This is a genomic window from Candidatus Frankia alpina, from assembly GCF_902806485.1.
GTDB lineage: Bacteria > Actinomycetota > Actinomycetes > Frankiales > Frankiaceae > Frankia > Frankia alpina.
Genome location: NZ_CADCWT010000046.1, coordinates 1 through 25527 on the forward strand (window position 1 = coordinate 1; position 25527 = coordinate 25527).

The 25527-nt window shown below is 71.0% G+C and carries 30 protein-coding genes; 24 read left to right on the plus strand and 6 right to left on the minus strand.

The genetic code is table 11. The features are described from left to right. Positions 1 to 115 precede the first annotated feature (115 nt). From rpmE to G6R25_RS07940, 16 genes are all read left to right on the plus strand, one after another. Complete coding sequence (gene rpmE, locus G6R25_RS07865) at positions 116 to 352, plus strand: 50S ribosomal protein L31 (protein ID WP_136446497.1); 237 nt, start codon at positions 116 to 118, stop codon at positions 350 to 352. A 136-nt stretch (positions 353 to 488) separates the two neighbouring features. Further along, on the plus strand, positions 489 to 1559 hold the full coding sequence (prfA, locus tag G6R25_RS07870; RefSeq protein ID WP_163552435.1) for a peptide chain release factor 1: 1071 nt from the start codon (positions 489 to 491) through the stop codon (positions 1557 to 1559). Beyond that, the gene (gene prmC / locus G6R25_RS07875; protein ID WP_163552436.1) at positions 1556 to 2506 is read left to right on the plus strand and encodes a peptide chain release factor N(5)-glutamine methyltransferase; all 951 of its coding nucleotides are present in this window, start codon (positions 1556 to 1558) and stop codon (positions 2504 to 2506) included. Before prfA ends, prmC begins: the two co-directional genes overlap by 4 nt. Continuing rightward, entirely contained in the window at positions 2506 to 3156 is a 651-nt protein-coding gene (locus G6R25_RS07880; protein WP_163552437.1) for an L-threonylcarbamoyladenylate synthase, read from the plus strand. Before prmC ends, G6R25_RS07880 begins: the two co-directional genes overlap by 1 nt. A gap of 93 nt (positions 3157 to 3249) precedes the next feature. Then, entirely contained in the window at positions 3250 to 4506 is a 1257-nt protein-coding gene (locus tag G6R25_RS07885) for a serine hydroxymethyltransferase (RefSeq protein WP_163552438.1), read from the plus strand. Between the two features lie 58 nt (positions 4507 to 4564). Next, positions 4565 to 5671 carry an MraY family glycosyltransferase gene (locus G6R25_RS07890; RefSeq protein ID WP_163552439.1) on the plus strand — a complete coding sequence of 369 codons (1107 nt, stop codon included), beginning with the start codon at positions 4565 to 4567 and terminating at the stop codon, positions 5669 to 5671. Continuing rightward, on the plus strand, positions 5668 to 6105 hold the full coding sequence (locus G6R25_RS07895; protein ID WP_163552440.1) for a Cg1360 family ATP-synthase-associated protein: 438 nt from the start codon (positions 5668 to 5670) through the stop codon (positions 6103 to 6105). Before G6R25_RS07890 ends, G6R25_RS07895 begins: the two co-directional genes overlap by 4 nt. 86 nt (positions 6106 to 6191) lie before the next feature. Then, positions 6192 to 6413 carry a hypothetical protein gene (locus G6R25_RS26485; protein WP_235947767.1) on the plus strand — a complete coding sequence of 74 codons (222 nt, stop codon included), beginning with the start codon at positions 6192 to 6194 and terminating at the stop codon, positions 6411 to 6413. A 721-nt stretch (positions 6414 to 7134) separates the two neighbouring features. After that, the gene (atpB, locus tag G6R25_RS07905) at positions 7135 to 8004 is read left to right on the plus strand and encodes a F0F1 ATP synthase subunit A (protein ID WP_163552442.1); all 870 of its coding nucleotides are present in this window, start codon (positions 7135 to 7137) and stop codon (positions 8002 to 8004) included. Between the two features lie 64 nt (positions 8005 to 8068). Then, positions 8069 to 8311: an ATP synthase subunit c family protein gene (locus G6R25_RS07910; RefSeq protein WP_163552443.1), complete on the plus strand. Its 243-nt coding sequence runs from the start codon at positions 8069 to 8071 to the stop codon at positions 8309 to 8311. 15 nt (positions 8312 to 8326) lie between these two features. Continuing rightward, complete coding sequence (locus G6R25_RS07915) at positions 8327 to 8923, plus strand: F0F1 ATP synthase subunit B (protein WP_163552444.1); 597 nt, start codon at positions 8327 to 8329, stop codon at positions 8921 to 8923. Positions 8924 to 8925: 2 nt separating this feature from the next. After that, the gene (locus tag G6R25_RS07920) at positions 8926 to 9756 is read left to right on the plus strand and encodes a F0F1 ATP synthase subunit delta (protein WP_163552445.1); all 831 of its coding nucleotides are present in this window, start codon (positions 8926 to 8928) and stop codon (positions 9754 to 9756) included. A gap of 75 nt (positions 9757 to 9831) precedes the next feature. Continuing rightward, on the plus strand, positions 9832 to 11490 hold the full coding sequence (gene atpA, locus G6R25_RS07925) for a F0F1 ATP synthase subunit alpha (protein ID WP_163552446.1): 1659 nt from the start codon (positions 9832 to 9834) through the stop codon (positions 11488 to 11490). Positions 11491 to 11493: 3 nt separating this feature from the next. After that, positions 11494 to 12390 carry a F0F1 ATP synthase subunit gamma gene (locus G6R25_RS07930; RefSeq protein ID WP_163552447.1) on the plus strand — a complete coding sequence of 299 codons (897 nt, stop codon included), beginning with the start codon at positions 11494 to 11496 and terminating at the stop codon, positions 12388 to 12390. A gap of 319 nt (positions 12391 to 12709) precedes the next feature. After that, positions 12710 to 14149 (plus strand): F0F1 ATP synthase subunit beta, encoded by a 1440-nt coding sequence (gene atpD / locus G6R25_RS07935; protein WP_163552448.1) that lies wholly within the window; start codon positions 12710 to 12712, stop codon positions 14147 to 14149. After that, entirely contained in the window at positions 14149 to 14409 is a 261-nt protein-coding gene (locus tag G6R25_RS07940; protein WP_163552449.1) for a F0F1 ATP synthase subunit epsilon, read from the plus strand. Before atpD ends, G6R25_RS07940 begins: the two co-directional genes overlap by 1 nt. A 54-nt stretch (positions 14410 to 14463) precedes the next feature. Here the strand turns inward: G6R25_RS07940 and G6R25_RS07945 are convergent, their stop codons facing one another. The 6 genes from G6R25_RS07945 to G6R25_RS26490 form a co-directional block, all read right to left on the minus strand. After that, positions 14464 to 14820, minus strand: a complete 357-nt coding sequence (locus G6R25_RS07945) for a type II toxin-antitoxin system PemK/MazF family toxin (protein ID WP_163552450.1) — start codon at positions 14818 to 14820, stop codon at positions 14464 to 14466. Then, a complete protein-coding gene (locus tag G6R25_RS07950; RefSeq protein WP_235825561.1) occupies positions 14817 to 15056 on the minus strand; it encodes a hypothetical protein in 240 nt (79 codons plus the stop codon). The genes G6R25_RS07945 and G6R25_RS07950 overlap by 4 nt, the downstream gene beginning before the upstream one ends. Positions 15057 to 15148: 92 nt before the next feature. Further along, positions 15149 to 15721, minus strand: coding sequence for a cob(I)yrinic acid a,c-diamide adenosyltransferase (locus G6R25_RS07955; protein WP_163552452.1), 573 nt, complete (start codon positions 15719 to 15721; stop codon positions 15149 to 15151). Positions 15722 to 15967: 246 nt separating this feature from the next. After that, positions 15968 to 16774 carry a protein phosphatase 2C domain-containing protein gene (locus G6R25_RS07960; protein WP_235947774.1) on the minus strand — a complete coding sequence of 269 codons (807 nt, stop codon included), beginning with the start codon at positions 16772 to 16774 and terminating at the stop codon, positions 15968 to 15970. Continuing rightward, positions 16737 to 17537, minus strand: coding sequence for a hypothetical protein (locus G6R25_RS07965; RefSeq protein ID WP_163552454.1), 801 nt, complete (start codon positions 17535 to 17537; stop codon positions 16737 to 16739). Before G6R25_RS07965 ends, G6R25_RS07960 begins: the two co-directional genes overlap by 38 nt. A gap of 111 nt (positions 17538 to 17648) precedes the next feature. Then, positions 17649 to 17798 (minus strand): hypothetical protein, encoded by a 150-nt coding sequence (locus G6R25_RS26490; protein WP_163552455.1) that lies wholly within the window; start codon positions 17796 to 17798, stop codon positions 17649 to 17651. Between the two features lie 35 nt (positions 17799 to 17833). Here G6R25_RS26490 and G6R25_RS07975 point away from each other — a divergent pair, with 35 nt between their 5' ends. The 8 genes from G6R25_RS07975 (at position 17834) to nucS (ending at position 25202) form a co-directional block, all read left to right on the plus strand. Beyond that, positions 17834 to 18268, plus strand: coding sequence for an NUDIX hydrolase (locus G6R25_RS07975; RefSeq protein WP_163552456.1), 435 nt, complete (start codon positions 17834 to 17836; stop codon positions 18266 to 18268). A gap of 94 nt (positions 18269 to 18362) precedes the next feature. Beyond that, on the plus strand, positions 18363 to 19622 hold the full coding sequence (gene murA / locus G6R25_RS07980; protein ID WP_163552462.1) for a UDP-N-acetylglucosamine 1-carboxyvinyltransferase: 1260 nt from the start codon (positions 18363 to 18365) through the stop codon (positions 19620 to 19622). A 145-nt stretch (positions 19623 to 19767) separates the two neighbouring features. Continuing rightward, positions 19768 to 20184 carry a hypothetical protein gene (locus G6R25_RS07985; RefSeq protein ID WP_205446958.1) on the plus strand — a complete coding sequence of 139 codons (417 nt, stop codon included), beginning with the start codon at positions 19768 to 19770 and terminating at the stop codon, positions 20182 to 20184. 234 nt (positions 20185 to 20418) lie between these two features. Beyond that, positions 20419 to 20784 (plus strand): STAS domain-containing protein, encoded by a 366-nt coding sequence (locus G6R25_RS07990; protein ID WP_163552458.1) that lies wholly within the window; start codon positions 20419 to 20421, stop codon positions 20782 to 20784. 247 nt (positions 20785 to 21031) lie between these two features. Next, positions 21032 to 21649 (plus strand): hypothetical protein, encoded by a 618-nt coding sequence (locus tag G6R25_RS07995; protein ID WP_163552459.1) that lies wholly within the window; start codon positions 21032 to 21034, stop codon positions 21647 to 21649. Positions 21650 to 21751: 102 nt separating this feature from the next. Continuing rightward, complete coding sequence (locus tag G6R25_RS08000) at positions 21752 to 23923, plus strand: protein meaA (RefSeq protein ID WP_235947778.1); 2172 nt, start codon at positions 21752 to 21754, stop codon at positions 23921 to 23923. Then, positions 23904 to 24440, plus strand: coding sequence for an HD domain-containing protein (locus G6R25_RS08005; protein WP_163552460.1), 537 nt, complete (start codon positions 23904 to 23906; stop codon positions 24438 to 24440). The genes G6R25_RS08000 and G6R25_RS08005 overlap by 20 nt, the downstream gene beginning before the upstream one ends. A 99-nt stretch (positions 24441 to 24539) precedes the next feature. Continuing rightward, complete coding sequence (gene nucS, locus G6R25_RS08010) at positions 24540 to 25202, plus strand: endonuclease NucS (protein ID WP_163552461.1); 663 nt, start codon at positions 24540 to 24542, stop codon at positions 25200 to 25202. The last annotated feature ends 325 nt before the right edge of the window (positions 25203 to 25527 follow it).

Here is a 25527-nt window from a genome sequence, read left to right on the forward strand (position 1 = left end):
TGGTAAGCGTGCCGGCGGACGCGGCGTCCGCCTCTGGCAGACTGGCAGCAGAACGGCTCCGGTTCACGCCCTCCAGCCCGGACGGCGACCCGGCGGCCACATCGAAAGAGGGACCATGAAGGCTGATATCCACCCGACCTACCACGAGACGACCGTGACCTGTACCTGCGGGAGCGTCTTCACCACCCGCAGCACGAAGGAGAACGGCGTCGTGAACGCCGAGGTCTGCTCGCAGTGCCACCCGTTCTACACGGGCAAGCAGAAGATCCTCGACGTCGGCGGGCGGGTCGAGAAGTTCGAGCGCCGGTTCGGCCGGCGGCGCCCCGGCGAGAAGGTCGGCGGCGCGAAGTAGTGCGGCCACGGCGCCCGTCCGGATCCCCGGGCGGGCGCCGTTTGCGTCCGGGGCGGGGCAGGCAGCGCCGCCCCGCCGACCCTGGCTCCCGGAGCTGTGCGGCGTCCGGGACCGTGATGTGCGAAGAGGAAACACCATGACGTCCCCGCTCGACGGCCTCGTCGCGGAGCACGCCGAGATCGAGGGGCAGCTCGCCGATCCGGCGGTGCACAACGACCCCGCGAAGGCCCGTGCCCTCAGCCGCCGCTACGCGCAGCTCGCCCCGGTCGTCGATCTGGCCCGGGAGCTCGAGCGGGTGGAGGGCGACCTCGCCACCGCCCGCGAGCTCGCCGTGGAGGACACGTCGTTCCGCGGCGAGGTCAACGATCTCGACGCCGAACTCGTCGGACTCAACGAGCGGCTGCGTGCCTACCTGGTCCCGGTCGATCCCGACGACGCCCGGGACGCCATCCTCGAGGTCAAGGCCGGCGCGGGCGGTGAGGAATCGGCCCTGTTCGCCGGCGACCTGTTGCGGATGTACCTGCGCTACGCGGAGCGCCGCGGCTGGAAGACCGAGATCCTCGACGCCAACCTGTCCGATCTCGGCGGCTACCGCGACGTCAGCGTGGCGGTGAAGGCGCGCGGCTCGGCGCCCGGCGACGGCGTCTACGGCCGCCTGCGGTTCGAGGGCGGGGTGCACCGCGTCCAGCGGGTGCCGGTGACGGAGTCCGCCGGGCGCATCCACACCTCCGCCGCCGGGGTGCTGGTGCTTCCCGAGGCGGAGGAGGTCGATGTCGAGATCGACGCAAATGACCTGCGCATCGACGTGTTCCGCTCGTCCGGACCCGGCGGGCAGAGCGTGAACACCACCGACTCGGCGGTCCGGATCACCCACGTCCCGACCGGCCTGGTGGTGTCCTGCCAGAACGAGAAGAGCCAGCTGCAGAACAAGGAGTCCGCGCTGCGGATCCTGCGCGCCCGGCTGCTCGGCGTCGCCCGGGAGAAAGCCGAGTCGGAGGCGTCGCTGGCGCGGGCCAGCCAGGTCCGCACCGTGGACCGCTCGGAGCGGGTGCGTACCTACAACTTCGCCGAGAACCGGATCAGTGACCACCGGGTCGGCTACAAGGCGCACAACCTCGACCAGGTGCTCGACGGCGAGCTCGACGAGGTGCTGGACGCGCTCGCCGCCGCCGATCTGCAGGCCCGGCTGGACGCCCAGGCATCATGATCGGCCCGTCGGTGACCCGCGGGCCCGCCGCGACCCTCGCGCAGGCCGCCGAGCGGCTGCGCGCGGCCGGGGTCGCCAGCCCTCGGGCCGACGCCGAGCAGCTGGCCGCGTTCGCCCTGGGGATCTCCCGATCCCGACTGGTGGGAGTCGACGAGCTGCCCGCGCAGGCCGCTGCGCACCTCGACGAGCTCGTGGGCCGCCGGGCCCGACGTGAGCCGTTGCAGCACCTGACCGGCCTCGCCGGGTTCCGCTACCTCGACCTCGCCGTCGGCCCCGGGGTGTTCATCCCGCGCCCGGAGACGGAGTCCGTCGTCGGCTGGGCCATCGCCGCGCTGACCTCGCCGCCAGCGCTGACCTCGCCATCCGTGCCGTCCCTGGAGCCGCGCGGGCCGGTGTGCGTGGACCTGTGCGCCGGGTCCGGGGCGATCGCGCTGTCCCTGGCCGGGGAGGTGCCCGGGGCCCGGGTGCACGCCGTGGAGGTGGACCCTGCGGCCCTCGACTGGCTGCGGCGTAACGTTGCCGCGAGCCGACTTCCGGTTACGGTTCACGAGGCCGACGTCACCGCCGCGCCCACCGCGTCGCTCGCCCGGCTAACCGGGTCGGTCGACCTGATCGTCAGCAATCCGCCGTACCTTCCGGATGCCGACCGCGACGAGGTGGAGCCCGAGGTGGGCGAGCATGACCCGCCCCAGGCGTTGTGGGGCGGTGCGGACGGGCTTGACGTGGTGCGCGCCGTTGTCGCGCTGGCGGCCCGGCTGCTGCGCCCGGGGGGCCTGCTCGTCGTGGAGCACGCCGACGGCCACGGTGCCGCCGCGCCGGGCCTGCTGCGCGCCGACGGGCGGTGGGTGGACGTGGCCGATCATCCCGACCTGGCCGGGCGGGACCGCTTCGTCAGCGGCCGTCGCCAGGCCGGCGGCGGGGAGCGAGCGACAGCAGAGGAGGGGTGATGCAGCGCTTCGACTGTTCCGACGAGGCCGAACGGACCCGTGGGCTGGACGCGGCGGTCGCCGCCGTGAGCCGAGGCGAGCTGGTGGTGCTGCCCACCGACACGCTGTATGGCCTGGGCGCCGATGCGTTCGACCGGGAGGCGGTGGCCTCGCTGCTCGCAGCCAAGGGGCGCGGGCGGAACATGCCGGTCCCGGTCCTGGTCGGCTCCTGGCGCACCCTGGACGGGCTCATCGACCGGATGACTCCGCAGGTCTCCGACCTGATTTCGGCGTTCTGGCCGGGTGGGCTGACGCTCGTGGTCCGGCACGCCGGGTCGCTGCGCTGGGATCTCGGCGAGGGGCGGGGCACCGTGGCGGTGCGGATGCCGCTGCACCCGGTGGCGATCGAGCTGCTGGGTCGGACCGGGCCGATGGCGGTGTCCAGTGCGAACATCAGCGGTCAGCCGCCGGCGACCACGGCGGACGAGGCGGTCGACCAGCTCGGCGGCGCCGCCGAGGTGTACCTCGACGGCGGGCCGTGCCCGGCGGCGGTGCCCTCGACCATCGTCGACTGCACCGGCGAGGTGCCGGTCGTGGTCCGCAGCGGCGCCGTCGGTCTTGACGCGTTGCGCGAGATCCTGCCCCTCGTCCGGGAGCCGGCCGCCCGTTGAGCTGGCCCTGAGCCGGCCCGAGTGGAGGGCCGTACCGGTGCAGAGGACCGTTGGTCCCGATCGGGCGGCACGAGCGCAGGAGGTAGGTACGCCATGAGCACCCCGTTCTGGGGCCCGGACTTCGACCAGCTCGCCGACACGGATCCGGACATCGCCGGTGTGGTGCTCGACGAGCTGGCTCGGCTACGCGGGGGCCTGCAACTCATTGCGAGCGAGAACCTCACGTCGCCGGCGGTGCTTGCGGCGTTGGGCTCGACGCTGTCGAACAAGTACGCCGAGGGTTATCCCGGTCGGCGGTACTACGGCGGTTGTCAGGTGGTGGACCGGGCCGAGGAGATCGGCATCGCCCGGGCGAAGGAGCTTTTCGGCGCAGAGCACGCCAACCTGCAGCCGCATTCCGGCACGTCGGCGAACTTCGCGGTATATGCGGCGCTGCTGACCCCGGGCGACACGGTGCTGGCGATGTCGCTGCCGCATGGAGGTCACCTCACCCACGGCAGCAAAGTGAGTTTCTCCGGGAAGTGGTTCGACGTCGTCGCCTACGGCGTGCGCGAGGACACCGAGCTCATCGACTACGACCAGGTGCGCGATCTGGCTCGCCGACACCGACCCAAGATGATCATCTGTGGGGCGACGGCCTACCCGCGCCTGATCGACTTCGCCGCTTTCCGGTCCATCGCCGACGAGGTCGGCTCGTGGCTGATGGTGGACGCGGCCCACTTCATCGGGCTGGTCGCGGGTGGCGTGATCCCCAGCCCCGTGCCGTACGCCGACGTCGTCAGCTTTACTACGCACAAGGTGTTGCGTGGCCCTCGGGGCGGGATGATCCTCGCCCGCGAGGAGCTGGCCGCGCGCATCGACAAGGCGGTGTTCCCGTTCAGCCAGGGGGGACCGTTGATGCATGCGGTGGCGGCGAAGGCGGTCGCGCTGCGGGAGGCGGCCACCCCCGCCTACGCGCAGTACGCTCGCCAGGTGGTGGCCAACGCGCAGGTGCTGGCCGAGGGCTTGGCCGTCGAGGGCATCCGGCCGGTCGCCGGGGGCACCGACACCCACCTCGCGCTGCTCGACCTGCGCGAGCTCGGGGTCAGCGGCCGCGACGCCGAGGCCCGCTGCGACGCCGCCGGCATCACCCTGAACAAGAACGCGATCCCCTACGACCCGCAGCCGCCGGCGGTCTCCTCCGGGATCCGGGTGGGTACCCCCGCCGTCACCACCCAGGGGATGGGGGAGAGCGAGATGAAGGAGATCGCCGCGCTGATCGCCCGGGCGGTGCGTGATCCCGCCGGCGCGGCGGACGTCGCTGCGGGCGTGGCCACGCTCGTCGAACGGCATCCCGCCTACCCGCGGTAGTCACCGCGGGTTTTCCAGGTTCCACCACATCCGGGTCGGCAGTGGGAGATACCCGACGGTGCGCGAGTACCTGCTCGTCTTCGTGGTCTCGGCGGCGGTGACGTTCCTCGCCACGCCGCTGGCCCGGGCCTTCGCCATGCGCATCGGCGCCGTCGCCGGGGTCCGCGACCGCGACGTCCATATGATCCCGACGCCTCGGCTCGGCGGCCTCGCGATGCTCGCCGGCCTCTACGCCGGGCTGGAGGTGGCCGACCGGCTGCCGTTCCTGTCCGTCGTCTCCCAGGACTGGTCGGAGACCCGGGCGGTGCTCATCGCCGGCACGCTGATCTGCCTGCTCGGGGTCGCCGACGACCGGTGGGAGCTGGACTCCCTGACCAAGCTCGCCGGCCAGGTCGCCGCCGCCGGCATCATGGTGCTGCTCGGCGTCCAGTGGTCGTTCGCCATCGACCGGGACAGCGAGACCACGCTGAGCCTCGGGCCGGAGACGGCAGTTCCACTGTCGATCCTCGCCACGGTCCTTCTGATCAACGCGATGAACTTCATCGACGGGCTCGACGGGCTCGCCGCCGGGGTCGCGGCGATCGCGTCGCTGGCGACGTTCTACTTTGCCTACGAGATCGCGGTGATCGACGGCTTTTACCGGGCCTCGCCCGCGGCGCTGCTAGCCGCGGTCACCGCCGGGGTGTGCGTCGGGTTCCTGCCGCACAACTTCAATCCGGCCCGGCTGTTCATGGGCGACTCCGGCTCCATGCTCATCGGCCTGCTGTCGGCCGCCTCGATGATCTCCGTTACCGGGCAGGTCGCCTACGGGGGTTACGCTGGACCCTCGCGGTCGTACCCGTCGCTGATCCCGTTGGCGATCCCGCTGGCCGTCCTCGCTGTCCCCTTCCTCGACCTCGGGCTCGCGGTCATCCGGCGCACGCGGGCGGGACGATCGCCGTTCGCGGCCGACAAGATGCATCTCCACCACCGGATGCTGGAGATTGGCAATTCGCACGTGAGGGCGGTTTTGTTCATGTATTTCTGGGCGGCTCTGGTCGGGTTCGGCGGTGTCGCCGCATCGTTCTCCGCCTCCCCACTGCCGATCCTCGTCGCCACCGTCGGGGTCGGGCTCGCGGCGCTGCTCGCGCTGCTGGTCCGCACGCAGAAGTCGGCGCGCGCATGATCGTGCCGGCGGCCCGGGTGATCCGGCTCGGCCTCATTCTCACGCTCGCGCTGGCGGTGCCCGCCGTGGCGATCTCCGCGGGGACGGGCGGCGGGACCGGCGCGCTGAGCACGGCGCTGGGGCTCGTCATCGTCGTCGCGTTCTTCACCATCAGCAAGCTGGCGGTGGGCGCGGTCGCGCGCCGGGCGCCGCATCTGCTGCTGCCCGCGGCTCTTGGCACCTACGCGCTGAAGATCGCAGTGCTCGGGGTGGTGCTGCTGGGACTCCAGGACAGCTCGGCGCTTGACCTGCCGACCTTCGCCTGGTCGATCTTCGGTGGTGTCTTCGCCTGGATGGGCGCGGAACTGTGGGTCGCAACCCACACCCGTGTGCCCTTTTTTGACCCGGACCGCCCCGGCGCCTGGGACGCCACGCGGCGGCCGCCGGCGCGATGAGCGATCCCGCTCCGGGACCGGCCGGTGACGGCACGCGGCGGCGTGGGCCCGATGGTGGACTGCCCGAAAGTGCCAGAACCCCGCAGGTGTCCGGCCGTCCGCCCCGGCAGCGTGCCCAGGGTGGTCATCACCCCGGCGAGGCATGGAACGTCTTCGGAACTCTGATCGCGGGGATGGCGTTCTGGGGACTGGTGGGCTTCGGTGCCGACCGGCTGCTCGGCTTCCGGGCGCTGTTCCTGCCCATCGGCCTCGCAGTCGGCATGGCGGCCGCCATGTATCTGGTCATCTACCGGTTGACCCAGCACTAGCCCGGTTGGTTGGGGGCCGTTCGCCCCTTTTATCGGAGTTGGTGGGGACGTTCCGGTTGTCCCGTTTGATCCCTCCCGTTGGTCCCGGCGGTCCCGTTCCGAATGGACCGGGGCGTTCCCTCCCGTGGACCTGTCTATCCAGCCATTCCCGGCTGTTCCATGGGTGCGGTCGGTCCGAATCGTCGCGATCTCCCCGGTCACCGGGAAAACGTGCGGCGACCGCGCACCGATCCCACCGGCGCAACCATGACCTACCAGGTCATCGACGCCGCGGGCGAAATGGGTAAGAGTGGGCGCAGGCGGTGGACCGCAGGGAGGGAGTGGTGAGATGACCGCAACCCGTGCACGTCCTGTGCACCGTGCCGAGCGACGGCCCCCGGGCGGGCGTCGGTGCGAACTGGACGTCATGAGGTGGTCACGCTATGTGGAAACGTCATCAACGGAGCGAAACCCGCGGACAACGCGCACATGAACCAGGGTGAACCTCGAAGCGAGTTGGTGCCTGTGGCGCGCCGGTGTGGATAGTATCGCGGGCAACAGGACGTCGGCCTGCCGACACCCATCAGGGCCTGGGCTTGTTGAGGCGTCCCTCGAAGCGCTGCCGCCGGTTGGCTACGGGTCGTTCTTCCGTGTGGGCGTGTCGTGCGAACCCGGTAGGGTGGGGCAATCTGCAGCCGGCACGGCAACCTCGCGGAGCCGTGCATGCGCTACCTAATCGATCATGGAGGTGTTTGTCGTGCCGGTCCTCGCTGATGAGGGCTTCGAAGGCCCCACGAAGGAGGTCTTCCAGACTCCGCACTGGTTCGATGTCGGGATCGGCTCGGTCAATCTCTACCTCAACAAGGCCACCGCGCTTACGATCTTCGCCGCGCTCTTCGTGGGCGTGATCTTCTGGCTGGGTTTCCGTCGAGCTAAAATCATACCTCGCGGCATCCAGAACCTGTGCGAGTCGGCATACGACTTCGTCGATCTGCAGATCGCCCGTGGGGTCATCGGGGAGAAGGGCGCCCGCTACACGCCCTACCTGCTGGTTCTGTTCAGCTTCGTGCTGGTCAGTAACCTCCTCGCGATCATCCCGGCGGCCCAGTTCCCGGCGACCTCGCGCATCGCGGTGCCGATGGTCCTCGCGGTCGTCACCTGGGTGATGTTCATCTACGCGGGCGTCAAGGACAACGGAGCCGGTGCGTACTTCAAGGAGATGATCGACCCGGCGCCCACGGCGCCGCTGGCGATCCGCCTGCTGCTGGGCCCGATCGAGATTCTGTCGACGCTGATCGTCCGGCCGTTCACGCTGGCCATCCGACTGTTCGCGAACATGTTCGCAGGTCACCTCCTGCTGCTGGTCTTCTCGCTGGGCGCGGACTATCTGCTGCCCAAGCCTCCTTTCGTATTCGGCGTCGCGTCCCTGCTCGTGGCGGTCGTCCTCACGGCGTTCGAGCTCGTCATCGATGCTCTCCAGGCGTACATCATCACCATCCTCACCGCCGCTTACATCGGCGGGGCGATGGCGCGCGGAGAGCACGAGGTTGCTCCGTCCGAGGATCTCGCCGAGCACGCCCCGGTGGGCGTGCCGGCAGCGGCCCACGCCTAGATTCCGACACTCCCCTCAGCACCGGCCGAGTCCCGGTGCCCGACTGAATAGGAAAAGCACCGTAATGGACCCCTTGCTCGTTTTCGCCTCCAAGGACGCCGTGACCGGGAGCCTCGGCGCCGTGGCCTACGGTCTGGCCGCGATCGGCCCGGGCATCGGCATCGGTCTCATCTTCGGCCTCGGCGTCCAGGCGATTGCCCGGCAGCCCGAGGCGGAGCAGGTCGCCTTCCGATACATGCTGATCGGCTTCGCTCTCGCCGAGGCTCTCGCGCTTATCGGTTTCGTCGTTCCCTTCGTCTTCCCGTAAACCGGCGTAGCGACCATGAGCGCATCAGCCACCGTCATCCTTCTCGCTGCGAGCGAGAGCGGGCATTCCGACGAGAACGTTCTCATCCCGCCGCTGAGTGAACTACTCATCGGCACCCTGGCCTTCGGGCTGCTGGTGGCCTTCTTCTTCTGGAAGATCCGCCCGCAGATCGCGAAGACCTACGCGCAGCGCACCGAGCGCATCGAGGGCGGGATCGCCCGCGCTGAGGCCGCGCAGCGCGAGGCGCAGGCGTTGCTGGAGCAGTACCGGGCGCAGCTCACCGAGGCCCGGACCGAGGCTGCGCGCATCCGGGACGATGCGCACACCGAGGGCCGGCAGATCGTCGAGGAGCTCCGCGCGTCCGCGCAGCGGGAGATCGCCGAGATCAAGGAGCGCGCCGACGCTCAGCTCGCGGCCGACCGGGCGCAGATCGTGGCCCAGGTTCGCCGTGAGGTCGGTGTGATCGCAATCGATCTCGCCTCGAAGATCGTCGGCTACCAGGTGGAGAGCACTGCCACCCAGGCCCGGCTCGTCGACGACTTCATCGCTGCCCTGGACAACTCGGCCGAGGGCGCGGGCAGCACCCCCGCGCCGGTGGGGTCGGGAGGCTGACGGTGGAGGGAGCCAGCAGGCACGGGCTCGCCACGGCGCGGGCCACCCTCGACGAGGCCACGGCGACGCCGCTGGGCGTCGTCACCCCGGTGGACGCCAGCCGCGTTGCCGACGACCTGCGGGCCGTCGCCGACCTGCTCCACCGGGAGCCGACCGTGCGCCGCGCGCTGACCGACCCGGGAGCGCCCCCGGCGGCACGCACGGAGCTCGCGGCCCGGCTGCTCGGTCGCCAGCTCGAGGCGGTGAGCCTGCGGATCGTGCAGACCGCGGTCTCGGCGCGCTGGTCTCGGCCGGTCGACCTGCAGTACGCGCTGCTCGAACTGAGCGTCGAGGCCCTGCTGGTCGAGGCGGAGCGGGACAGGGCGCTGGAGGAGGTCGAGGACGAGCTGTTCCGGTTCGCCCGGATTCTCGGGCAGAATCCGCAGCTAGCCCTGGCCCTGACCGACCCGGCCGCGCCGGCGTCGGTCAAGAACGCGCTGCTGGCCCGGCTGCTGTCCGGTCGGGCCCACCCGGTCACGCTGCGGCTGGCCCAGCAGGCCGCGGCCGACCGGATCCACGGTGACGTCGAGCGTCGCCTGTCCGACTTCAGCCGGATCGCCGCGGCCCGCCGGGGTCGGGTCGTCGCGATCGTGCGCACGGCGGTGCCATTGACCGACGAGGTCATCGCCCGCCTGGGCGTGGCGATCAGCCGGTACTTCGGCCGCCAGATTCAACTTCAGGTTGATCTCGATCCCGATCTCCTGGGCGGGGTCGTGGTGAAGGTCGGCGACGAGGTGGTTGACGGCAGCGTGCTACGCCGCCTGGCCGCCGCGCGCCGGGCGCTGCTCCGATAGCCGGGTGGCGGTCATGACCATGACAGTGCCCAGGCGACCTGCCCTGCCAGCGATGAACGACGAAGGACATAAGCGATGACTGAGCTCTCCATCCGGCCGGAGGAGATCCGCGACGCCCTACGGGAGTACGTCGACTCCTTCCAGGCCACCTCCGCCGGCCGGGAGGAGGTCGGCCGGGTCGTCGTCACCGGTGACGGCATCGCCCGGGTCGAGGGTCTTCCCCACACGATGACCAACGAGCTGCTGGAGTTCAAAGGCGGCGTGCTGGGTCTCGCGCTGAACCTCGAAGTCGGCGAGATCGGCACCGTCATCCTCGGTGAGTCCGAGACGATCGAGGAGGGGCAGGAGGTCCGCCGCACCGGGGAGATCCTCGCCGTCCCGGTCGGGGACGGCTTCCTCGGCCGGGTTGTCGACCCGCTCGGGCGGCCGATCGACGGCCTCGGCGAGATCCAGTCCGAGGGCACCCGAGCCCTGGAGCTGCAGGCGCCCTCGGTCGTCCAGCGCCAGCCGGTGAAGGAGCCGCTGCTGACGGGCATCAAGGCGATCGACGCCATGACCGCCATCGGCCGCGGCCAGCGTCAGCTGATCATCGGTGACCGGCAGACAGGCAAGACGACGGTCGCCATCGACACGATCATCAACCAGCGGGACAACTGGGCTTCGGGCGATCCGTCGAAGCAGGTCAAGTGCGTCTACGTGGCGATCGGCCAGAAGAAGACGACCATCCGCGAGGTGGTGAACACCCTCGAGGAGACCGGCGCGCTGGCCTACACCACGATCGTCGCCGCCCCGGCCGACGAGCCGGCCGGCTTCAAGTACATCGCTCCGTACGCGGGTTCCGCGATCGCCCAGCACTGGATGTACAACGGCCAGCACTCGCTGATCGTCTTCGACGACCTGTCCAAGCAGGCCGAGGCGTACCGGGCGATCTCGCTGCTGCTGCGCCGCCCGCCGGGCCGTGAGGCGTACCCCGGCGACGTGTTCTACTTGCACTCCCGCCTGCTGGAGCGCTGCGCGAAGCTGTCCGACGAGCTCGGCGGCGGGTCGCTGACGGGGCTGCCGATCATCGAGACGAAGGCCAGCGACATCTCGGCCTACATCCCGACGAACGTCATCTCGATCACCGACGGCCAGATCTTCCTGGAGTCGGACCTGTTCAACCAGGGCGTGCGCCCCGCCATCAACGTTGGCACCTCGGTGTCCCGCGTCGGCGGCAGCGCGCAGACGAAGGCGATGAAGTCCGTCGCCGGCCGACTGCGCCTGGACCTCGCGCAGTACCGCGAGCTGGAGGCGTTCTCCGCGTTCGGCTCCGACCTGGACAAGGCCTCGCGTGACCAGCTTGCCCGGGGCGCTCGCCTCGTCGAGTTGCTCAAGCAGCCGCAGAACCGGCCGTTCCCGGTCGAGCGGGAGGTCGTCACGATCTGGGCCGGCACCACCGGCAAGCTCGACGACGTGCCGATCGGGGACGTCCGCCGGTTCGAGGGCGAGTTCCTCGACTACCTCGGTCGGTCGAGCCAGGGGATCTACGACACCATCCTGGGCTCCGGCAAGCTCGGCGACGAAACGGTCGGCCAGCTCGAGCGGGCGATCGCCGAGTTCAAGCAGCAGTTCACGCTGTCCGACGGCAGCCCGCTGATCAACGAGGCGCGGGCGTTGCCCTTGGACCCGAGTGCGGTGCGGCAGGAGTCGATCCCGGTCCACCGGGGGCCGGCACGCACCGCCGACGAGGGCTGACCCGTGGCGGGGCAGCTTCGCGAGTATCGGCGGCGCATTCGCTCGGTGCAGTCGACGAAGAAGATCACCAGGGCGATGGAGCTGATCGCGGCCTCCCGGATCGCGAAGGCTCGGGCGCGGGTCGCCGCGGCCCGTCCCTACGCCGAGGAGATCACCCGGGTGATCGAGGCGGTGGCGTCGCAGACGACGATCAACCACCCGCTGACCACCGAGCGATCCCAGCCCGTCCGGGCCGCGGTTGTGGTGATCACCAGCGACCGGGGGTTGGCCGGCGGCTACAGCTCGAACGCGCTGCGGCGCACCAACGAGCTCATCGAGTTGCTGCGCTTGGAGGGCAAGGAGCCGGAGCTGCACGTCATCGGCCGTAAGGGAGTGGGCTACTACCGCTTCCGCGGCCGGGCGATCAGCGGCGAGTACACCGGCTTCTCCGAGCAGCCGACCTACGCCGACGCCAAGTCGGTCGGGGACGCTCTTATCGCCTCGTTCGTTGCATCCAGTGAGAACGGCGGGGTCGACGAGATCCACGTCGTCCACACCGAGTATGTCTCCGCGCTTACGCAGACGCCGGTCGCGTGCCGGCTGCTGCCGATGGTGCTCACCGAGACTGACGAGCCGCCGGCCGGCGGTCCGCTGCCCCAGTACGAGTTCGAACCGTCCGCGGAGGCGGTGCTCGACGCGCTGCTGCCCCGGTACGTCGAAAGTCGCCTGTACGCGGCGATGCTGGAGTCGGCGGCGTCGGAGTCGGCGGCGCGGCAGCGGGCGATGAAGTCGGCGACAGACAACGCCGAGGACCTGATCCGCAGCTACACCCGGCAGGCCAACCGGGCCCGGCAGGATGCCATCACCCAGGAGATCTCCGAGATCGTCGGCGGTGCCAACGCCCTGGCATCGGCCTCCTGACATGATCCGGCGGCGCGCGACCGGGAGACGAGGTCGTCCCCCATGTCGTCGCGTCGCCGGAAACATTAGGTGACACTGGTTACAGGGCGTCCTCACGCGGGAGGGCGTGTCGTCGAGGTGAGGCACCGCCAGGCAACGAGCACCCACCTCATCTCGACCGCCGGGACCAGCCGACACCGACCGACCACAACGTAGAAGTACGGCGCCGTCGACGAGGCGGGCGGGGACGCGCTCGCCTTGTCGACGGCGCCGGAGGTGCCAGAGAGTACGGCTAGCCCGAGGCTGCGGCGACGGGCAATGATGGGAAACTGAGGACGCCATGACCGTCACCACCAGCTCGCCGGCCACGGCTGAGGGCCGGACCCCGGGGATCGGCCGGGTCGCCCGAGTCATCGGACCGGTCGTCGACGTGGAGTTCGCGCCGGACGAGCTCCCAGAGATCTACCAGGCGCTTGAGGTCGACCGCACGATCGGCGGCGAGACCCTGACGCTGACCTTGGAGGTCGCCCAGCACATCGGCGACAACACGGTGCGCACCATCTCGATGCAGCAGACCGACGGTCTGGTTCGCGGCGCCGTGGTGCGTGACACCGGCGGGCCGATCTCCGTGCCCGTCGGTGATGCCACCAAGGGGCACGTGTTCAACGTGCTCGGCACCCCGCTCGACGTCGACAAGGTCGACGCCGAGGCGCGGTGGTCGATCCACCGGCAGGCGCCCGCGTTCGACCAGCTCGAGTCCAAGACCGAGATGTTCACCACCGGGATCAAGGTCATCGACCTGCTCGCGCCGTATGTGCGCGGTGGGAAGATCGGCCTGTTCGGCGGTGCCGGCGTCGGCAAGACCGTCATCATCCAGGAGATGATCCGTCGGGTCGCCAAGGAGTTCGGTGGCGTCTCGGTGTTCGCCGGTGTCGGCGAGCGCACCCGCGAGGGCAACGACCTGTTCCTGGAGATGACCGAGGCCGGCGTCATCGAGGACACCGCGCTGGTGTTCGGCCAGATGGACGAGCCGCCCGGCACCCGGCTGCGGGTCGCCCTCGCCGCGCTGACCATGGCCGAGTACTTCCGGGACGTCCAGAAGCAGGACGTGCTGCTGTTCATCGACAACATCTTCCGGTTCACCCAGGCCGGCTCCGAGGTGTCCACCCTGCTCGGCCGGATGCCGTCCGCCGTGGGTTACCAGCCGACGCTCGCCGACGAGATGGGTGTGCTCCAGGAGCGCATCACCTCGACCCGCGGCCACTCGATCACCTCGCTGCAGGCTATCTACGTGCCCGCGGACGACCTGACCGACCCGGCGCCGGCGACGACGTTCACCCATCTCGACGCCCAGACGGTGCTCGATCGGTCCATCTCCGACCTGGGCATCTACCCGGCGGTGAGCCCGCTCGACTCGAACTCCCGGATCCTCGACGCCCGCTACCTGGGCCAGGAGCACTACGACACGGCCCGCGAGGTGCAGCGGATCCTGCAGCGCTACAAGGACCTGCAGGACATCATCGCCATCCTCGGCATCGACGAGCTTTCCGAAGAGGACAAGATCCTCGTCAACCGGGCCCGGCGGATCCAGCGGTTCCTGTCGCAGCCGTTCTTCGTCGCGGAGCAGTTCACCAACATCCCCGGCAAGTTCGTCCCGCTCGACGAGACCATCGACTCGTTCAAGCGACTCTCCCAGGGCGACTACGACCACCTGCCCGAGCAGGCGTTCTTCATGTGCGGTGGCATCGAGGACGCGGAGAAGAACGCGGAGAACCTGTAATGCCGATCCGGGTCGCGATCGTCTCGCCCGAGCAGGAGGTGTGGTCCGGCGAGGCCGACATGGTCGTCGTCCGGACCACCGACGGTGATCTTGGCGTCCTGCCCGGCCACGTGCCGCTGCTCGGGGTGCTGGTCTCGGGCGGCACGGTCCGGGTCAAGACCGGCGGCCGGGAGATCTCGGCCCAGGTCGACGGCGGCTTCATTTCCGTCACCCACCAGGGCGTCAGCATCCTGGCCGAAACGGCGACGCTGAGCAGCTAGCCGACGTCGGCAGTCACGGGCGCGTTCCCTCTCGGGGGACGCGCCCGTGCTCGTTCAGATCTCCAGCAGGAACTTCAGCGCCTCGGTCATCCGGAGCAGGTGGTCGGGGCCCACCACGCCGAGGCGGTGGTCGAACCGCTGCTGCGACACGGACTTGACGTCCTCGACCTTGACGTCCTCGACCTTGGCGTAGCTCGTCTCCCGCAGGCCGATGCCGCCCGGCGCGAGCTCGACGTGGGAGGGCAGCCCACGGCGGGTCCTGGTGACGGGAACGACGATGGACAGGCCCGCGCGGCTGCGGTTGAGCCGATCCGCGGACACGACCACCGCCGGCCGGCGCAGCCCCTGTTCGTGGCCGATCGGCTCGCCGAAGTCGACCATCCATACCTCGCCGCGGCGAGGTGAGATCACTCCAGCCCGTCCAGCCCGTCCAGCCCGTCCCGCAGGGCCGGCGACTCGGCCGACCGCTCGGCCTCGACGGCGTCCCAGCCGTCCGGATCGCCGGCGAGCTGGTCGTAACCCTGCTCGAAGCCGCGCCAGAACAGCTCGCGCTCGTAGGCCTCGACGGCCTCGTCGACGATGGTCTGCATCTGCTGGCCGGTGGACGCGGCCAGGGCCGCGACCCGCTGCCGCGTCCTGTCACTCACGCGTACCGTCGCACTCATGATCGCCAGTCTACAATTGGGTTGACTGGACTGTCGACCCTCCGGTATAGGCAGGACTGCGCCGGGGACGCCGGTCAGGCGTGGGCCCCCGGGCGCCACAGCACGTCCCCCTGCGGGTTCGCCACCCGAGCGAGGATGAACAGCAGGTCCGACAGGCGGTTGAGGTATCGCGCGGGCAGCGGCCTGGTGCGCTCGGGCTCGGCGTCAAGCAGGGCCCAGACGGAGCGCTCCGCTCGGCGGGCCACCGTGCGGGCGGTGTGCAGCAGCGCGGCGCCCGGCGTGCCGCCGGGCAGGATGAACGAGTCGAGCTTCGGCAGATCGGCGTTGAAGCGGTCGCACGCCTCCTCCAGCCGGTCCACGTATGCCTCGGTGACCCGCAGCGGGGGGTAGGCCGGTTCGGCCACGACCGGCGTACACAGGTCCGCGCCGACGTCGAAAAGATCGTTCTGGACCTGCCCGAGTACCGCCCGCACATCGTCCGCGAGCCCCCCGAGGGCAAGCGCCACGCCGATCGCCGCGTTCGCCTCGTCGACGTCGGCGTAGGCGGCCAGCCGCGTATCGGTCTTCGCCACCCGGGACATGTCGCCCAGCGCCGTCGTGCCGTCGTCCCCGGTGCGGGTGTAGATCCGAGTGAGGTGTACCGCCATACCCCCACTCTAGGGAGCCCGCCCCGCACCGGGCGACGGACCTGAAGCTCAGATCCCGGCCTCGGCCTCGGTCGGCGTCGGCCTCGCTGACGCACGGTAGCTCGCGCACCGGCGGCCGTCGCGGATTGCGGTGCGTTCTGCGCGGTCTGGGCCGCGGAACCGTACCTATCGCACCGCAGTGTACGAAGCGCATCGCGACTGGGTGTGGACGTCGGCGGACCGCCGGGAGGCCGGCGCGGGTGGACGTCAGAGGTGGGCGTAGAGCATGGTCGCGTCGTCGCTCATCCCGAAGCGGGGGAAACGCGCGCAGGTGGGATCGGCGCGCTCTGCGGCCCGTAGCCGGTCGAGCAGGTCGGACTCGCGGCCCGCGACGATCTCGTCGAGTAGCGCGGTGTCGTCGCGGACGAGACCGAAGGGGCTCACAGCACGCGAGAAACCGTCGGACATGACGACAAGTTCGGTTCCCGGCGCCACGGCGACGCTGGTGACGAAGGCATGGTCGGCGGCCGCCGGCACATCCGCGAGAACCCACGAACCTCGCGGCGTGTTGCGCCGCCGTCGTCGCTCCCGGTTGCCGGCGCCGGCGTCAGCGGCCACCTCTCCGCGGTCGAATGCGGTGCGGACCTGATCGAGCAGGGCCTCCTCCACGCCGACGAACTGCGGATCGAGGAACTCGAGCACGGTCGCGCCGGGCTGGCGCAGCAGGATGGGGCTGTCGCCGAGCAGGCAGAGATCGAGCCGATCGTCGAGGACGCGGGCCAGGCTCAGAGTGGCCGTCGGGAAGCCGTCGGTCTGCAGCCCGGCTCGCCGCCCCTCCGCTCGAACATGGCCGATGAGGTCTCGCAGCACCGTCCGCAGCGGACGGCCCTCCCAGGGCACCCGGGCCAGGAACGCGTCGGCCGTGCCGCTGAGCCAGGCCGCCGGGGAGCGGCCGTCCACCGCAGCCTCGCCTCCTAGCGGGGTCGCGCCGTCGATCACCCACAGCCCGTCCGGCCGGCAGCCGGCCGCATCCTCGTTATGCGCCTTGTCCGACCGACTGATGGACCGCAGCACCCGCACCCGTCGGCCCCCACCCGGTCATGAGAAAACCCGCCGTCACAAGTATGACCCCGACGACCGCCGGCGCGACCCGTCGCCAGGCGGAACCGCCGCTGACGGTGCCGATGAGCAGGACATGGAAGCCCCAGAAGACCAGCAGCGTGACGCCGCCGGCCAAGGTGAGCAACCCGGCGGCCGGACGGGCCGGCTGGCCGGCCGCGATGTTCGCCGCCGTCGTGATGAAGGCGATCACCGCGGCCAGCAGACCCATGATTTCCAGCACCTGGCTGCGAATTTGCCGCAACTCGCGGGTCGCCTCCTCCTGCCGGGCGCCGAGACGCTCGGCCTCCTGGGCATATTGGATCCACGACCGGATGAGCTGGTAATCCCCGATGCGCAGGGCGTACTCGGCGCCGGTCGAGTCCTCATCCTCGATGGCCCGCGCGATGCTGGCGCGGGCGGCGGTGAACGCGCCCCGCAACGTCGCGATCCTGGTGTGGGTGGCGTGGGTGGTGTGGGTGGTGTGGTAGCGGGGGTACCGGCCGTCGCTGAGGGCGATGGCCTGACGGACGTGCCGTTCGGCGTCCAGCAGCAGGCGCGGGTCGCTGCCAGGATCACGCTCATGACGGTCCGCGATGATCTCGGCGGCCAGGTGCAGTACGCCAGGAACACCCATCAACCGCTCGGCCGCCTCGACGGCGAAGGTCAACGCGGCGTCGAGGTTCGCGGGGTCGTCGCCGAGCGCGGCGTAGTACTCGGCCTGCAAGTAGAAGAACATCGGATGCCGGCTGAACCGCGACTGGTAGCGGTCGGTGTTCGCGCGGTGTCGGCGGTGGTCCTTGCGTCGCCAGGCCCGTGCCTGCAGGCAGTAGAAAGCGTTGAATCGGGTCTACTCGGGCAGGTCGGCGTCCTCGATGATCGCGGTGAGGATCTCGTCGCCCGCGTCCGGCCCGGCCAGCAGGGCTCGAGCGGCGGTGCGGAACCCCGGATCGGTCTCCGGCGGCAGGTCCGCCAGTCGCTGACTGAGACTGCGGCTCACCCCGGTTTCCGTGTGGCAAAGGGTACGTTCCGCACATGCATTCGGTGAGCGTAGCCGGAGTGACACTCCACGAGAACGGGTCGATTCTGTGTATCCGCCGCAGAGACACCGGGGCCTGGCAGATTCCCGGAGGGGTCCTCGAACGCGGCGAGACCATCCATTCCGGGCTGTGCCGTGAGGTTGTCGAGGAGACGGGCGCGCTCGTCCGACCGGTCCGCTTGACGGGGGTGTACCTGAACCTGCCGCTCGGCGTGGTCGCGATGGTCTTCCTGTGCGACCTCGAGGAGGGTTCGATCGACGCCGCGACCGAGGAGGCGAGGGAGGTCGGCTGGCTGTCTCCGGCGCAGGTGCAGGCCAGGTTTGTGCCGGCGTTCGCGGTGCGGGTGAGCGATGCCCTGGCCGGGCGCAGCGAGCCGTTCGTCCGGGCGCACGACGGGGTGTCTGTCGTGGCGGCGGACGGACCGGGATGAGGCAAGCGCACAGGGTGGTGGAGGTCAATCCGGTGGGTGCCGGTGAAGATCTTTGTGCCAGGACCTAGCATCGAGGTCCGTGGAGCGCTTCGTCGTGACAGGCGGCACCCGGCTGGTCGGCGAGGTTGCCGTCCCGGGCGCGAAGAACTCGGTTCTCAAACTGATGGCCGCGAGCCTGCTGGCCGTCGGTCGCACGACTCTGTCCGCTGTGCCCGACATCCTCGACGTCACCGTGATGGCGGAGGTGCTGGACGGGCTCGGGGCGGTGGTCGAACGGGACGTCGGCGGCGGCCGGCTGAGCATCGATGTCCCCGAGACGCCGGGGTTCGCGGCCGACGGGGACCTCGTCCGGCGGATCCGGGCGTCGGTGGCGGTGCTCGGCCCGCTGGTCGCCCGGTGCGGGGAGGCTCGGGTCGCCCTGCCGGGTGGGGACGCGATCGGCGCGCGGGCGCTCGACATCCACGTCAACGGGCTGGCGAAGCTCGGGGCACTCGTGGACGTCGAGGCCGGGGTACTGGTGGCGCGCTGCTCGGGCCGGCTGCAGGGCGCGTCGATCTGGCTGGACTTCCCGAGCGTCGGCGCCACCGAGAACCTCCTCATGGCCGGCGTCCTCGCCAAGGGCACGACGGTGATCGACAACGCCGCGCAGGAACCCGAGATCGCCGACCTCTGCGCGATGCTGACGGCGATGGGCGGGCGCATCGACGGCGCGGGCTCGTCGACCCTGGTGATCGACGGAGTGGACGCGCTGTCCCCGGTCGAGCACCGGACGGTGCCGGACCGCATCGTCGCCGGCACGTACGCGATCGGCGCGCTGATGACCGGCGGCGACATCATGATCCGGCACGGCCGGGCCGGGCATCTCGGGATCGTGCTGGAGAAGCTGGTGCAGGCCGGCGCGGAGATCGACGTCCGGGACGACGGGTTCCGGGTGGTCGGCCGGGACCGCCCGCGCTCGATCGACGTCGTGACCCTGCCCTACCCCGGGTTTCCGACGGATCTGCTGCCGCAGATCATCGCGTTGGAGGCGATCAGCAGCGGGACGTCGCTGATCACCGAGAACGTCTTCGACAGCCGCTTCGTGTTCTGCCGCGAGCTGCACAAGCTCGGTGCGGACCTGCGCACCGACGGCCATCACGTCATCGTGCGGCCCGCGGCCCGGTTGACGGCGGCCCGGGTGATGGCCTCGGACGTGCGGGCCGGCGCGGGCCTGGTGCTCGCCGCCCTCGTCGCCGAGGGCGACACTGAGGTGACCGACGTTTACCACATTGATCGCGGCTACGCCGGGTTCGTCGAGAACATGACCGCGCTCGGCGCCGACATCCGGCGGGTCTCCGATCTGGCGGTCGCCTGAGGGCTGGCCCGCGCGGTGGGCTGAGGGCAGGCTCAGGTCTGCGAGGACAGCCCGCCGGGCGGGGTCGACAGGGGCTCGGGCGGCGCGGGGCGCGTCGGCGCCGAAGACGAGCACGTGCCAGCGTTGCCGGGGGCGGGACAGGATGTTGCCCGCGGAGTCGATGTGCAGCGGGGTCATCGCCATCGCCCAGGTGGAGCGGATGCCCTGCGTGCGCAGGGCGGCCCGGGCCCGGCTCACCTCGGCGGGGGTGTCGACGACGGCGACGGGGACGAGCAGCCCGAAGTCGTGGCCGAGCACGACCCCGCGGGGCAGCGCGCGCAGCGGGGTGGACGCCCAGCGGGCCATGATCATCAATAGCCCCACGGTCAGCATCGCCAACGCCGGTTCGACGAGGTATTGCGCCGCGTTCACGGCCACCTGGCACCTCCCGATCACTGCGCGGCGGCCGGGTACGGGGCCGCGAGGGAGCCTCGGGCGGAACTCCTCGCCCGTCGGCAATCCGGCCTCCATGGTCCCAGATGCCCGCCGGATCGGCAGGAAATCCCGCCGTGATCCGTCCTGATCGCGGTACGGAATCCGACAGCGGAGACATCGCGCCGCGACGGCTGGGATGATCGAGGTGACCGGCCCCGACCCCCTGTGGCCGAGCGACGACGGTTCGGCCGAGGCGGGAGGGCGCACGACGGTCCGCCATGCGCGGAACCCACCTGGGTGCTACCCGCGGTCGGCGCGGATAGCTGGTAGCGCCGGCGTCACGGTGAGCGGGGGTACCGGGTGGCCGGGGACTGGAGACCACATGAACAACGGCGTGAACGTGGTGGACATGTACGCCCTGTCCGGGGCGGGTAGTCGCCCCGGACAGGCGGTGCGGCTGGTGGGCAGGGTGGACGTGCGGACGGTGGGCACGCTGCGCTCCCTGCTGCACGCCGCCATCGACAACGGCAGCGGGCCGCTGCGCGTCGACGTCGCCGAGTTGGAGCTCGGCGACCACGCGGCGCTGGGGGTGCTGCTCGGCGGGGCCCGCAGGGCCAGGGCGGCGGGCCGATCCATGGTCCTCGTCGACGTGCCGAGCGCGCTGGGCCGGATGTTCGCCGCCGACCGGCTCGGGCGGCTGCTGCGGTTCGAGGAGTCGACCGAGCTGGTGCACGTCGGGCACGCCTGAGCTGCCCCGCCTGCCCCACCTCACCCCACCCCACCCCGCCTCGTGGCGCCGCGCTCGTGGTCGGCGATCGGGTAAAGCGGACCGGACCGGGGCGGATGCGTACCGTGATCTCGGGCGCGCCCGCGTACCGGGGGGACTGCCGATGCGGCATGCTTGCCGGGTACCTGCTGATCGGGTACTGCTTTTGGGTCACTGGCCCGGCTGATGGCATGCTGGACGCCGGACGGAGGTCTGCAGGACGTTGGAGGTGCCCGCGCGGGTGAACATCGCCGGCGAACGCAGTGCGCGACCCGCGGGACTTCTCGGCGTGCGGGAGTTGCGGCCGATCGTCGTGGTCGCGGCGTTCCTCGTCGCGGTCCTGATCGGAGTGGGCATCGGCTACGCCACCGCCGACCGCGGCGCGGGCGGCGGCACGTCGGGCACGACGGCCGGCCAGACAGCGCCCGAGCTCACGCCGACGTTGCGCACCGCGTCCTGGGACGCCGCACGCCAACAGGGCCGGGCCCGCCAGATGCGAGTCGACGACGAGCCGAACCCCGTCGCCCTGCGGTTGGCCCTGTCCTGGACGGTCGCCGCGCGGATGAAGGCCGCGGGCAACAGCACGATCACCGCCGCTCAGGTGACCGTGCCGCCGGGCATGTTCTTCGGCGCCATCGAGGGTGCCGACGCGGCGCACGACGAGTACTGGGCGATCGGCCGCATCCAGGTTCCGAGCGTCGCCAACCCGCCCGCTGACCCGTACGTGTGGCGGCGGATCGGCACCGGGCCGTGGACGATCGTCAGCAACGGCCCTGGCGCCTGCACGCAGATCCCCGCGGCCCTCATCCAGGAATGGAAGGGCCAGCCGGCTCCCTGCGCGGGCTGAACCGGCGCCGCCGTACTTCGCCACGCGCCGACGGGCGGGCCGGGGTGGCGCGGCCTAGCCTCGACTCGTCGCCCGCGGTCCTCGCGGGTCGAGGCCGGCGTGATGACCCCGCCCGCGTCCACCCCGGTGGCCTCGCCACCGGTCTTGGCGCAGCACTCCAGGGAGGCGGCGGCGATGACGGATCTGTCCACCCGCTCGGCGGACCGGCACGGCACCCGAACGGCACAGTCACACCCCCACACCGCCAGCGGTCATCGCACCGGCACCGGCACCGGCACCGAGGGTGGACGTGGAGCCCGCGACCAAGCGTGGATCATCCGCACCTACGGGGGGCATTCCAGCCCCGCCGAGAGCAACGCGTTGTACCGCCGCAACCTGGCGAAGGGGCAGACCGGCCTGTCGGTGGCCTTCGACCTGCCGACGCAGACGGGCTACGACCCGGATCATCCGCTCGCCCGCGGCGAGGTGGGCCGGGTCGGCGTGCCGATCGCGCACCTCGGCGACATGCGCGGGCTGTTCGACGGGATCCCGCTGGCCGGCACCAACACGTCGATGACGATCAACGCCACCGCCATGTGGCTGCTCGCGCTCTACCAGGTCGTCGCCGAGGAGCAGGGCGCCGACCCGGCCGAGCTGGCCGGCACCACGCAGAACGACATCATCAAGGAGTACCTCTCGCGCGGGACGTACGTCTTCCCGCCGGGGCCGTCGCTGCGGCTGGTGACCGACCTGATCGCCTACTCGGTGGCGGAGCTGCCGCGGTGGAACCCGATCAACATCTGCAGCTACCACCTGCAGGAGGCCGGGGCGACTCCGGTGCAGGAGCTCGCCTTCACGATGTGCTCGGCGATCGCTGTCCTCGACGCCGTGGTGGCCACGGGGACGATCCCCGCCGAGCGCATGGGGGAGGTGTGCGCCCGGATCTCGTTCTTCGTCAACGCCGGGGAGCGGTTCGTCGAGGAGATGTGCAAGATGCGGGCGTTCGGAGCGCTGTGGGATGACCTGCTGCGCTCCCGGTACCAGGTGAGCGACCCGGCGGCGCGCCGGTTCCGCTACGGCGTGCAGGTCAACTCGCTCGGGCTGACCGAGGCCCAGCCGGAGAACAACGTCATCCGGATCGTGCTGGAGACTCTCGGCGCCACCCTGTCGAAGGACGCGCGGTGCCGGGCGCTGCAGCTACCCGCCTGGAACGAGGCGCTGGGCCTGCCCCGGCCGTGGGACCAGCAGTGGTCGTTGCGCGTCCAGCAGATCCTCGCCCACGAAACCGACCTGCTGGAGTACGACGACCTGTTCACCGGTTCCCCCGTCATCGAGGAGCGGGTGCGCCGGCTGGTGGCGGACGCGACCGCCGAAATCGACCGGGTCCAGGCGATGGGCGGGGCGGTGGCCGCCGTCGAGAGCGGCTACCTGAAGTCGGCGCTTGTCTGCGCCCAGGCGGCGCGGCGCGCGCGGATCGAGAGCGGCGAGGACGTCGTCGTCGGCGTGAACCGGTTCACCGAGACCGAGCCGAGCCCGTTGCTCGCCGAGCTCGACACGGCGATCCAGACGGTCGACCCGTCCTTCGAGCCCGCGGCCCGGGACTCGCTCGCCGCCTGGCGGGCCGGGCGTGATCCGTCCGCCGTCGCAGAGGCGCTGCTCGGGCTGCGCACCGCCGCCGGCACCGAGGCGAACCTGGTTCCCGCGACGCTGGCCTGCGCGCGGGCGGGCATCACCACCGGGGAGTGGGCCGACACGCTGCGAGCGGTGTTCGGCGAGTACCGCGCGCCGACCGGGGTGAGCGACGCCGTCGGCGGGGGCGGGGATGTGGCTGGGCTCGACGAGCTGCGCGTCCTGGTGGCCCGTACGGGCAAGGAGCTCGGGCGGCCGGTGAAGATGCTCGTCGGCAAGCCCGGCCTGGACGGTCACTCCAACGGCGCGGAGCAGATCGCCGTGCGCGCCCGCGACGCCGGCTTCGAGGTCGTCTACCAGGGGATCCGGCTGACCCCCGGGCAGCTCGTGGCCGCGGCCGTCGAGGAGGACGTGCACGTCGTCGGCCTGTCGGTGCTCTCCGGCGCCCACCTGGACCTGGTGCCCGAGGTGCTCGACGGGCTGCGCGCCGCCGGGGCCGGGGAGATCCCCGTCGTCGCCGGCGGCATCATCCCGCCGGCGGACGCGCGGGAACTGACCCGGCTCGGGGTCGCCGCGGTGTTCACGCCCCGGGACTATGAGCTCAGTGCCATAATCCGGAGCATCGTGGACGTCGTACGGTCGAGGCATGCCCTCGACCACTCCTGACGCGGCCGAATCCGACCATCCCGGCACGTCACCGGACCGGGGCCCGACCGCCGGCCCGACGCTGGACGACGCCATCGCCTTCGCCACCCGCATGCACACCGGCCAGGTAGACAAGGGCGGCGAGGAGTACATCGGCCATCCCCTGCGGGTCATGGCGACGGTCGTCCACACCGCCGGGCCCGCCGGTGTGGATCCGCACTGCGCGCAGCTCGCCGCCGTCCTGCACGACGTCGTCGAGGACAGCGACACCACGCTCGCGGACCTCACGGCCGCCGGCTATCCCGTGCCGGTCGTCGCCGCCGTCGCCGCCCTGTCGCACCGGCCCGACGAGTCGATGCGGGACTACCTGGCCCACCCGCTCGCCGTCGTCGTGAAGCGAGCCGACATACAGGACAACTCCGATCCCGCCCGGCTCGGCCGACTCTCCGCCGAACGGGCCGAACATCTGGCCACCCGCTACGCCGGCCGCCGTGAGCTCCTCGACGACCTCGTCTGCGCCCGCGACGGCCAGATGTGAGCGGGCGACCGGCCTGACCGTCTTCGGCGGACCCCGGTGGATCGGGGTCCCCTTGGAGCCTCTGGGGGGCAGGCCAGGGGGCCGCGATAACGTGACACCATGCGGCTCGTCATCGCTCGGTGCAGTGTCGACTACGTCGGGCGTCTCACCGCGCATCTGCCGAGCGCCGTCCGGTTGGTGCTCGTCAAGGCGGACGGGTCGGTGTCGATCCACGCCGACGGTCGGGCCTACAAGCCGTTGAACTGGATGAGCCCGCCCTGTGTCATCGCGGAGGACGGCGGGGTCTGGCGGGTGACCAACCGGGCCGCCGAGCGGCTCGTCATCACCCTCGAGGAAGTTCTCCACGACTCCAGCCACGAGCTGGGGATCGACCCGGGGCTGCGCAAGGACGGCGTTGAGGCCCACCTGCAGGTCCTGCTCGCCGATCGGCCGGACGCGATCGCTGCGGGGCTGACCCTGATCCGCCGCGAGTACGAGACCGGGATCGGGCCGGTGGACCTGCTCTGCCGGGACAGCGACGGCTCCACGGTCGCCGTCGAGATCAAGCGCAAGGGCGAGATCGACGGGGTCGAGCAGCTCACCCGCTACCTCGTCCGGCTGGAGGCGGACCCGGCGCTGCCACACCCGGTGCGGGGCATTCTCGCCGCTCAGTCCATCACCCCGCAGGCCCGGCTGCTGGCCGCCGACCGCGGCCTGGGCTGCGCCGTCGTGGACTACGACGAGCTGCGCGGCCTCGAACCCTCCATCCCCACCCTGTTCTGACCGCCCGTTTCGTCGCGTCGCAGCCCGCCGGGGAATGCGCCGAACCCGAGTGGCCCGGCGGCGGAGCACTGGTTCTTTGAGGCATGCCGCCGGAATTTCGAACGGTTCCTTACGGCCCGGGTGGCGATCTCGTCCTGCCGGCAACCCTGATTGATCTCGGGCCGGGCGGTGGAAAGGCTGGGAGAATCGACGGGTCCGCGGTTCGACACCGCGCGGCCCGCGAATTCGCCGCATTGTCGTCGGGCTGCTGCGACGACCTTGAGGAGCCTGGGCATGGCCGAGAAAGCCCGGCAGGGAACGCATTCGCACGGCAGGTCGGAAATGG

Bases quoted from the DNA above. Each gene is read 5' to 3' on its own strand.
- rpmE (WP_136446497.1), top strand. From the start codon at position 116: ATGAAGGCTGATATCCACCCGACCTACCACGAGACGACCGTGACCTGT.
- prfA (WP_163552435.1), top strand. From the start codon at position 489: ATGACGTCCCCGCTCGACGGCCTCGTCGCGGAGCACGCCGAGATCGAG.
- prmC (WP_163552436.1), top strand. From the start codon at position 1,556: ATGATCGGCCCGTCGGTGACCCGCGGGCCCGCCGCGACCCTCGCGCAG.
- G6R25_RS07880 (WP_163552437.1), top strand. From the start codon at position 2,506: ATGCAGCGCTTCGACTGTTCCGACGAGGCCGAACGGACCCGTGGGCTG.
- G6R25_RS07885 (WP_163552438.1), top strand. From the start codon at position 3,250: ATGAGCACCCCGTTCTGGGGCCCGGACTTCGACCAGCTCGCCGACACG.
- G6R25_RS07895 (WP_163552440.1), top strand. From the start codon at position 5,668: ATGATCGTGCCGGCGGCCCGGGTGATCCGGCTCGGCCTCATTCTCACG.
- atpB (WP_163552442.1), top strand. From the start codon at position 7,135: ATGGAGGTGTTTGTCGTGCCGGTCCTCGCTGATGAGGGCTTCGAAGGC.
- G6R25_RS07910 (WP_163552443.1), top strand. From the start codon at position 8,069: ATGGACCCCTTGCTCGTTTTCGCCTCCAAGGACGCCGTGACCGGGAGC.
- G6R25_RS07915 (WP_163552444.1), top strand. From the start codon at position 8,327: ATGAGCGCATCAGCCACCGTCATCCTTCTCGCTGCGAGCGAGAGCGGG.
- atpA (WP_163552446.1), top strand. From the start codon at position 9,832: ATGACTGAGCTCTCCATCCGGCCGGAGGAGATCCGCGACGCCCTACGG.
- atpD (WP_163552448.1), top strand. From the start codon at position 12,710: ATGACCGTCACCACCAGCTCGCCGGCCACGGCTGAGGGCCGGACCCCG.
- G6R25_RS07940 (WP_163552449.1), top strand. From the start codon at position 14,149: ATGCCGATCCGGGTCGCGATCGTCTCGCCCGAGCAGGAGGTGTGGTCC.
- G6R25_RS07955 (WP_163552452.1), bottom strand. From the start codon at position 15,721: ATGGCGGTACACCTCACTCGGATCTACACCCGCACCGGGGACGACGGC.
- G6R25_RS07965 (WP_163552454.1), bottom strand. From the start codon at position 17,537: ATGTTCTTCTACTTGCAGGCCGAGTACTACGCCGCGCTCGGCGACGAC.
- G6R25_RS07975 (WP_163552456.1), top strand. From the start codon at position 17,834: ATGCATTCGGTGAGCGTAGCCGGAGTGACACTCCACGAGAACGGGTCG.
- G6R25_RS07990 (WP_163552458.1), top strand. From the start codon at position 20,419: ATGAACAACGGCGTGAACGTGGTGGACATGTACGCCCTGTCCGGGGCG.
- G6R25_RS08000 (WP_235947778.1), top strand. From the start codon at position 21,752: ATGACCCCGCCCGCGTCCACCCCGGTGGCCTCGCCACCGGTCTTGGCG.
- G6R25_RS08005 (WP_163552460.1), top strand. From the start codon at position 23,904: ATGCCCTCGACCACTCCTGACGCGGCCGAATCCGACCATCCCGGCACG.
- nucS (WP_163552461.1), top strand. From the start codon at position 24,540: ATGCGGCTCGTCATCGCTCGGTGCAGTGTCGACTACGTCGGGCGTCTC.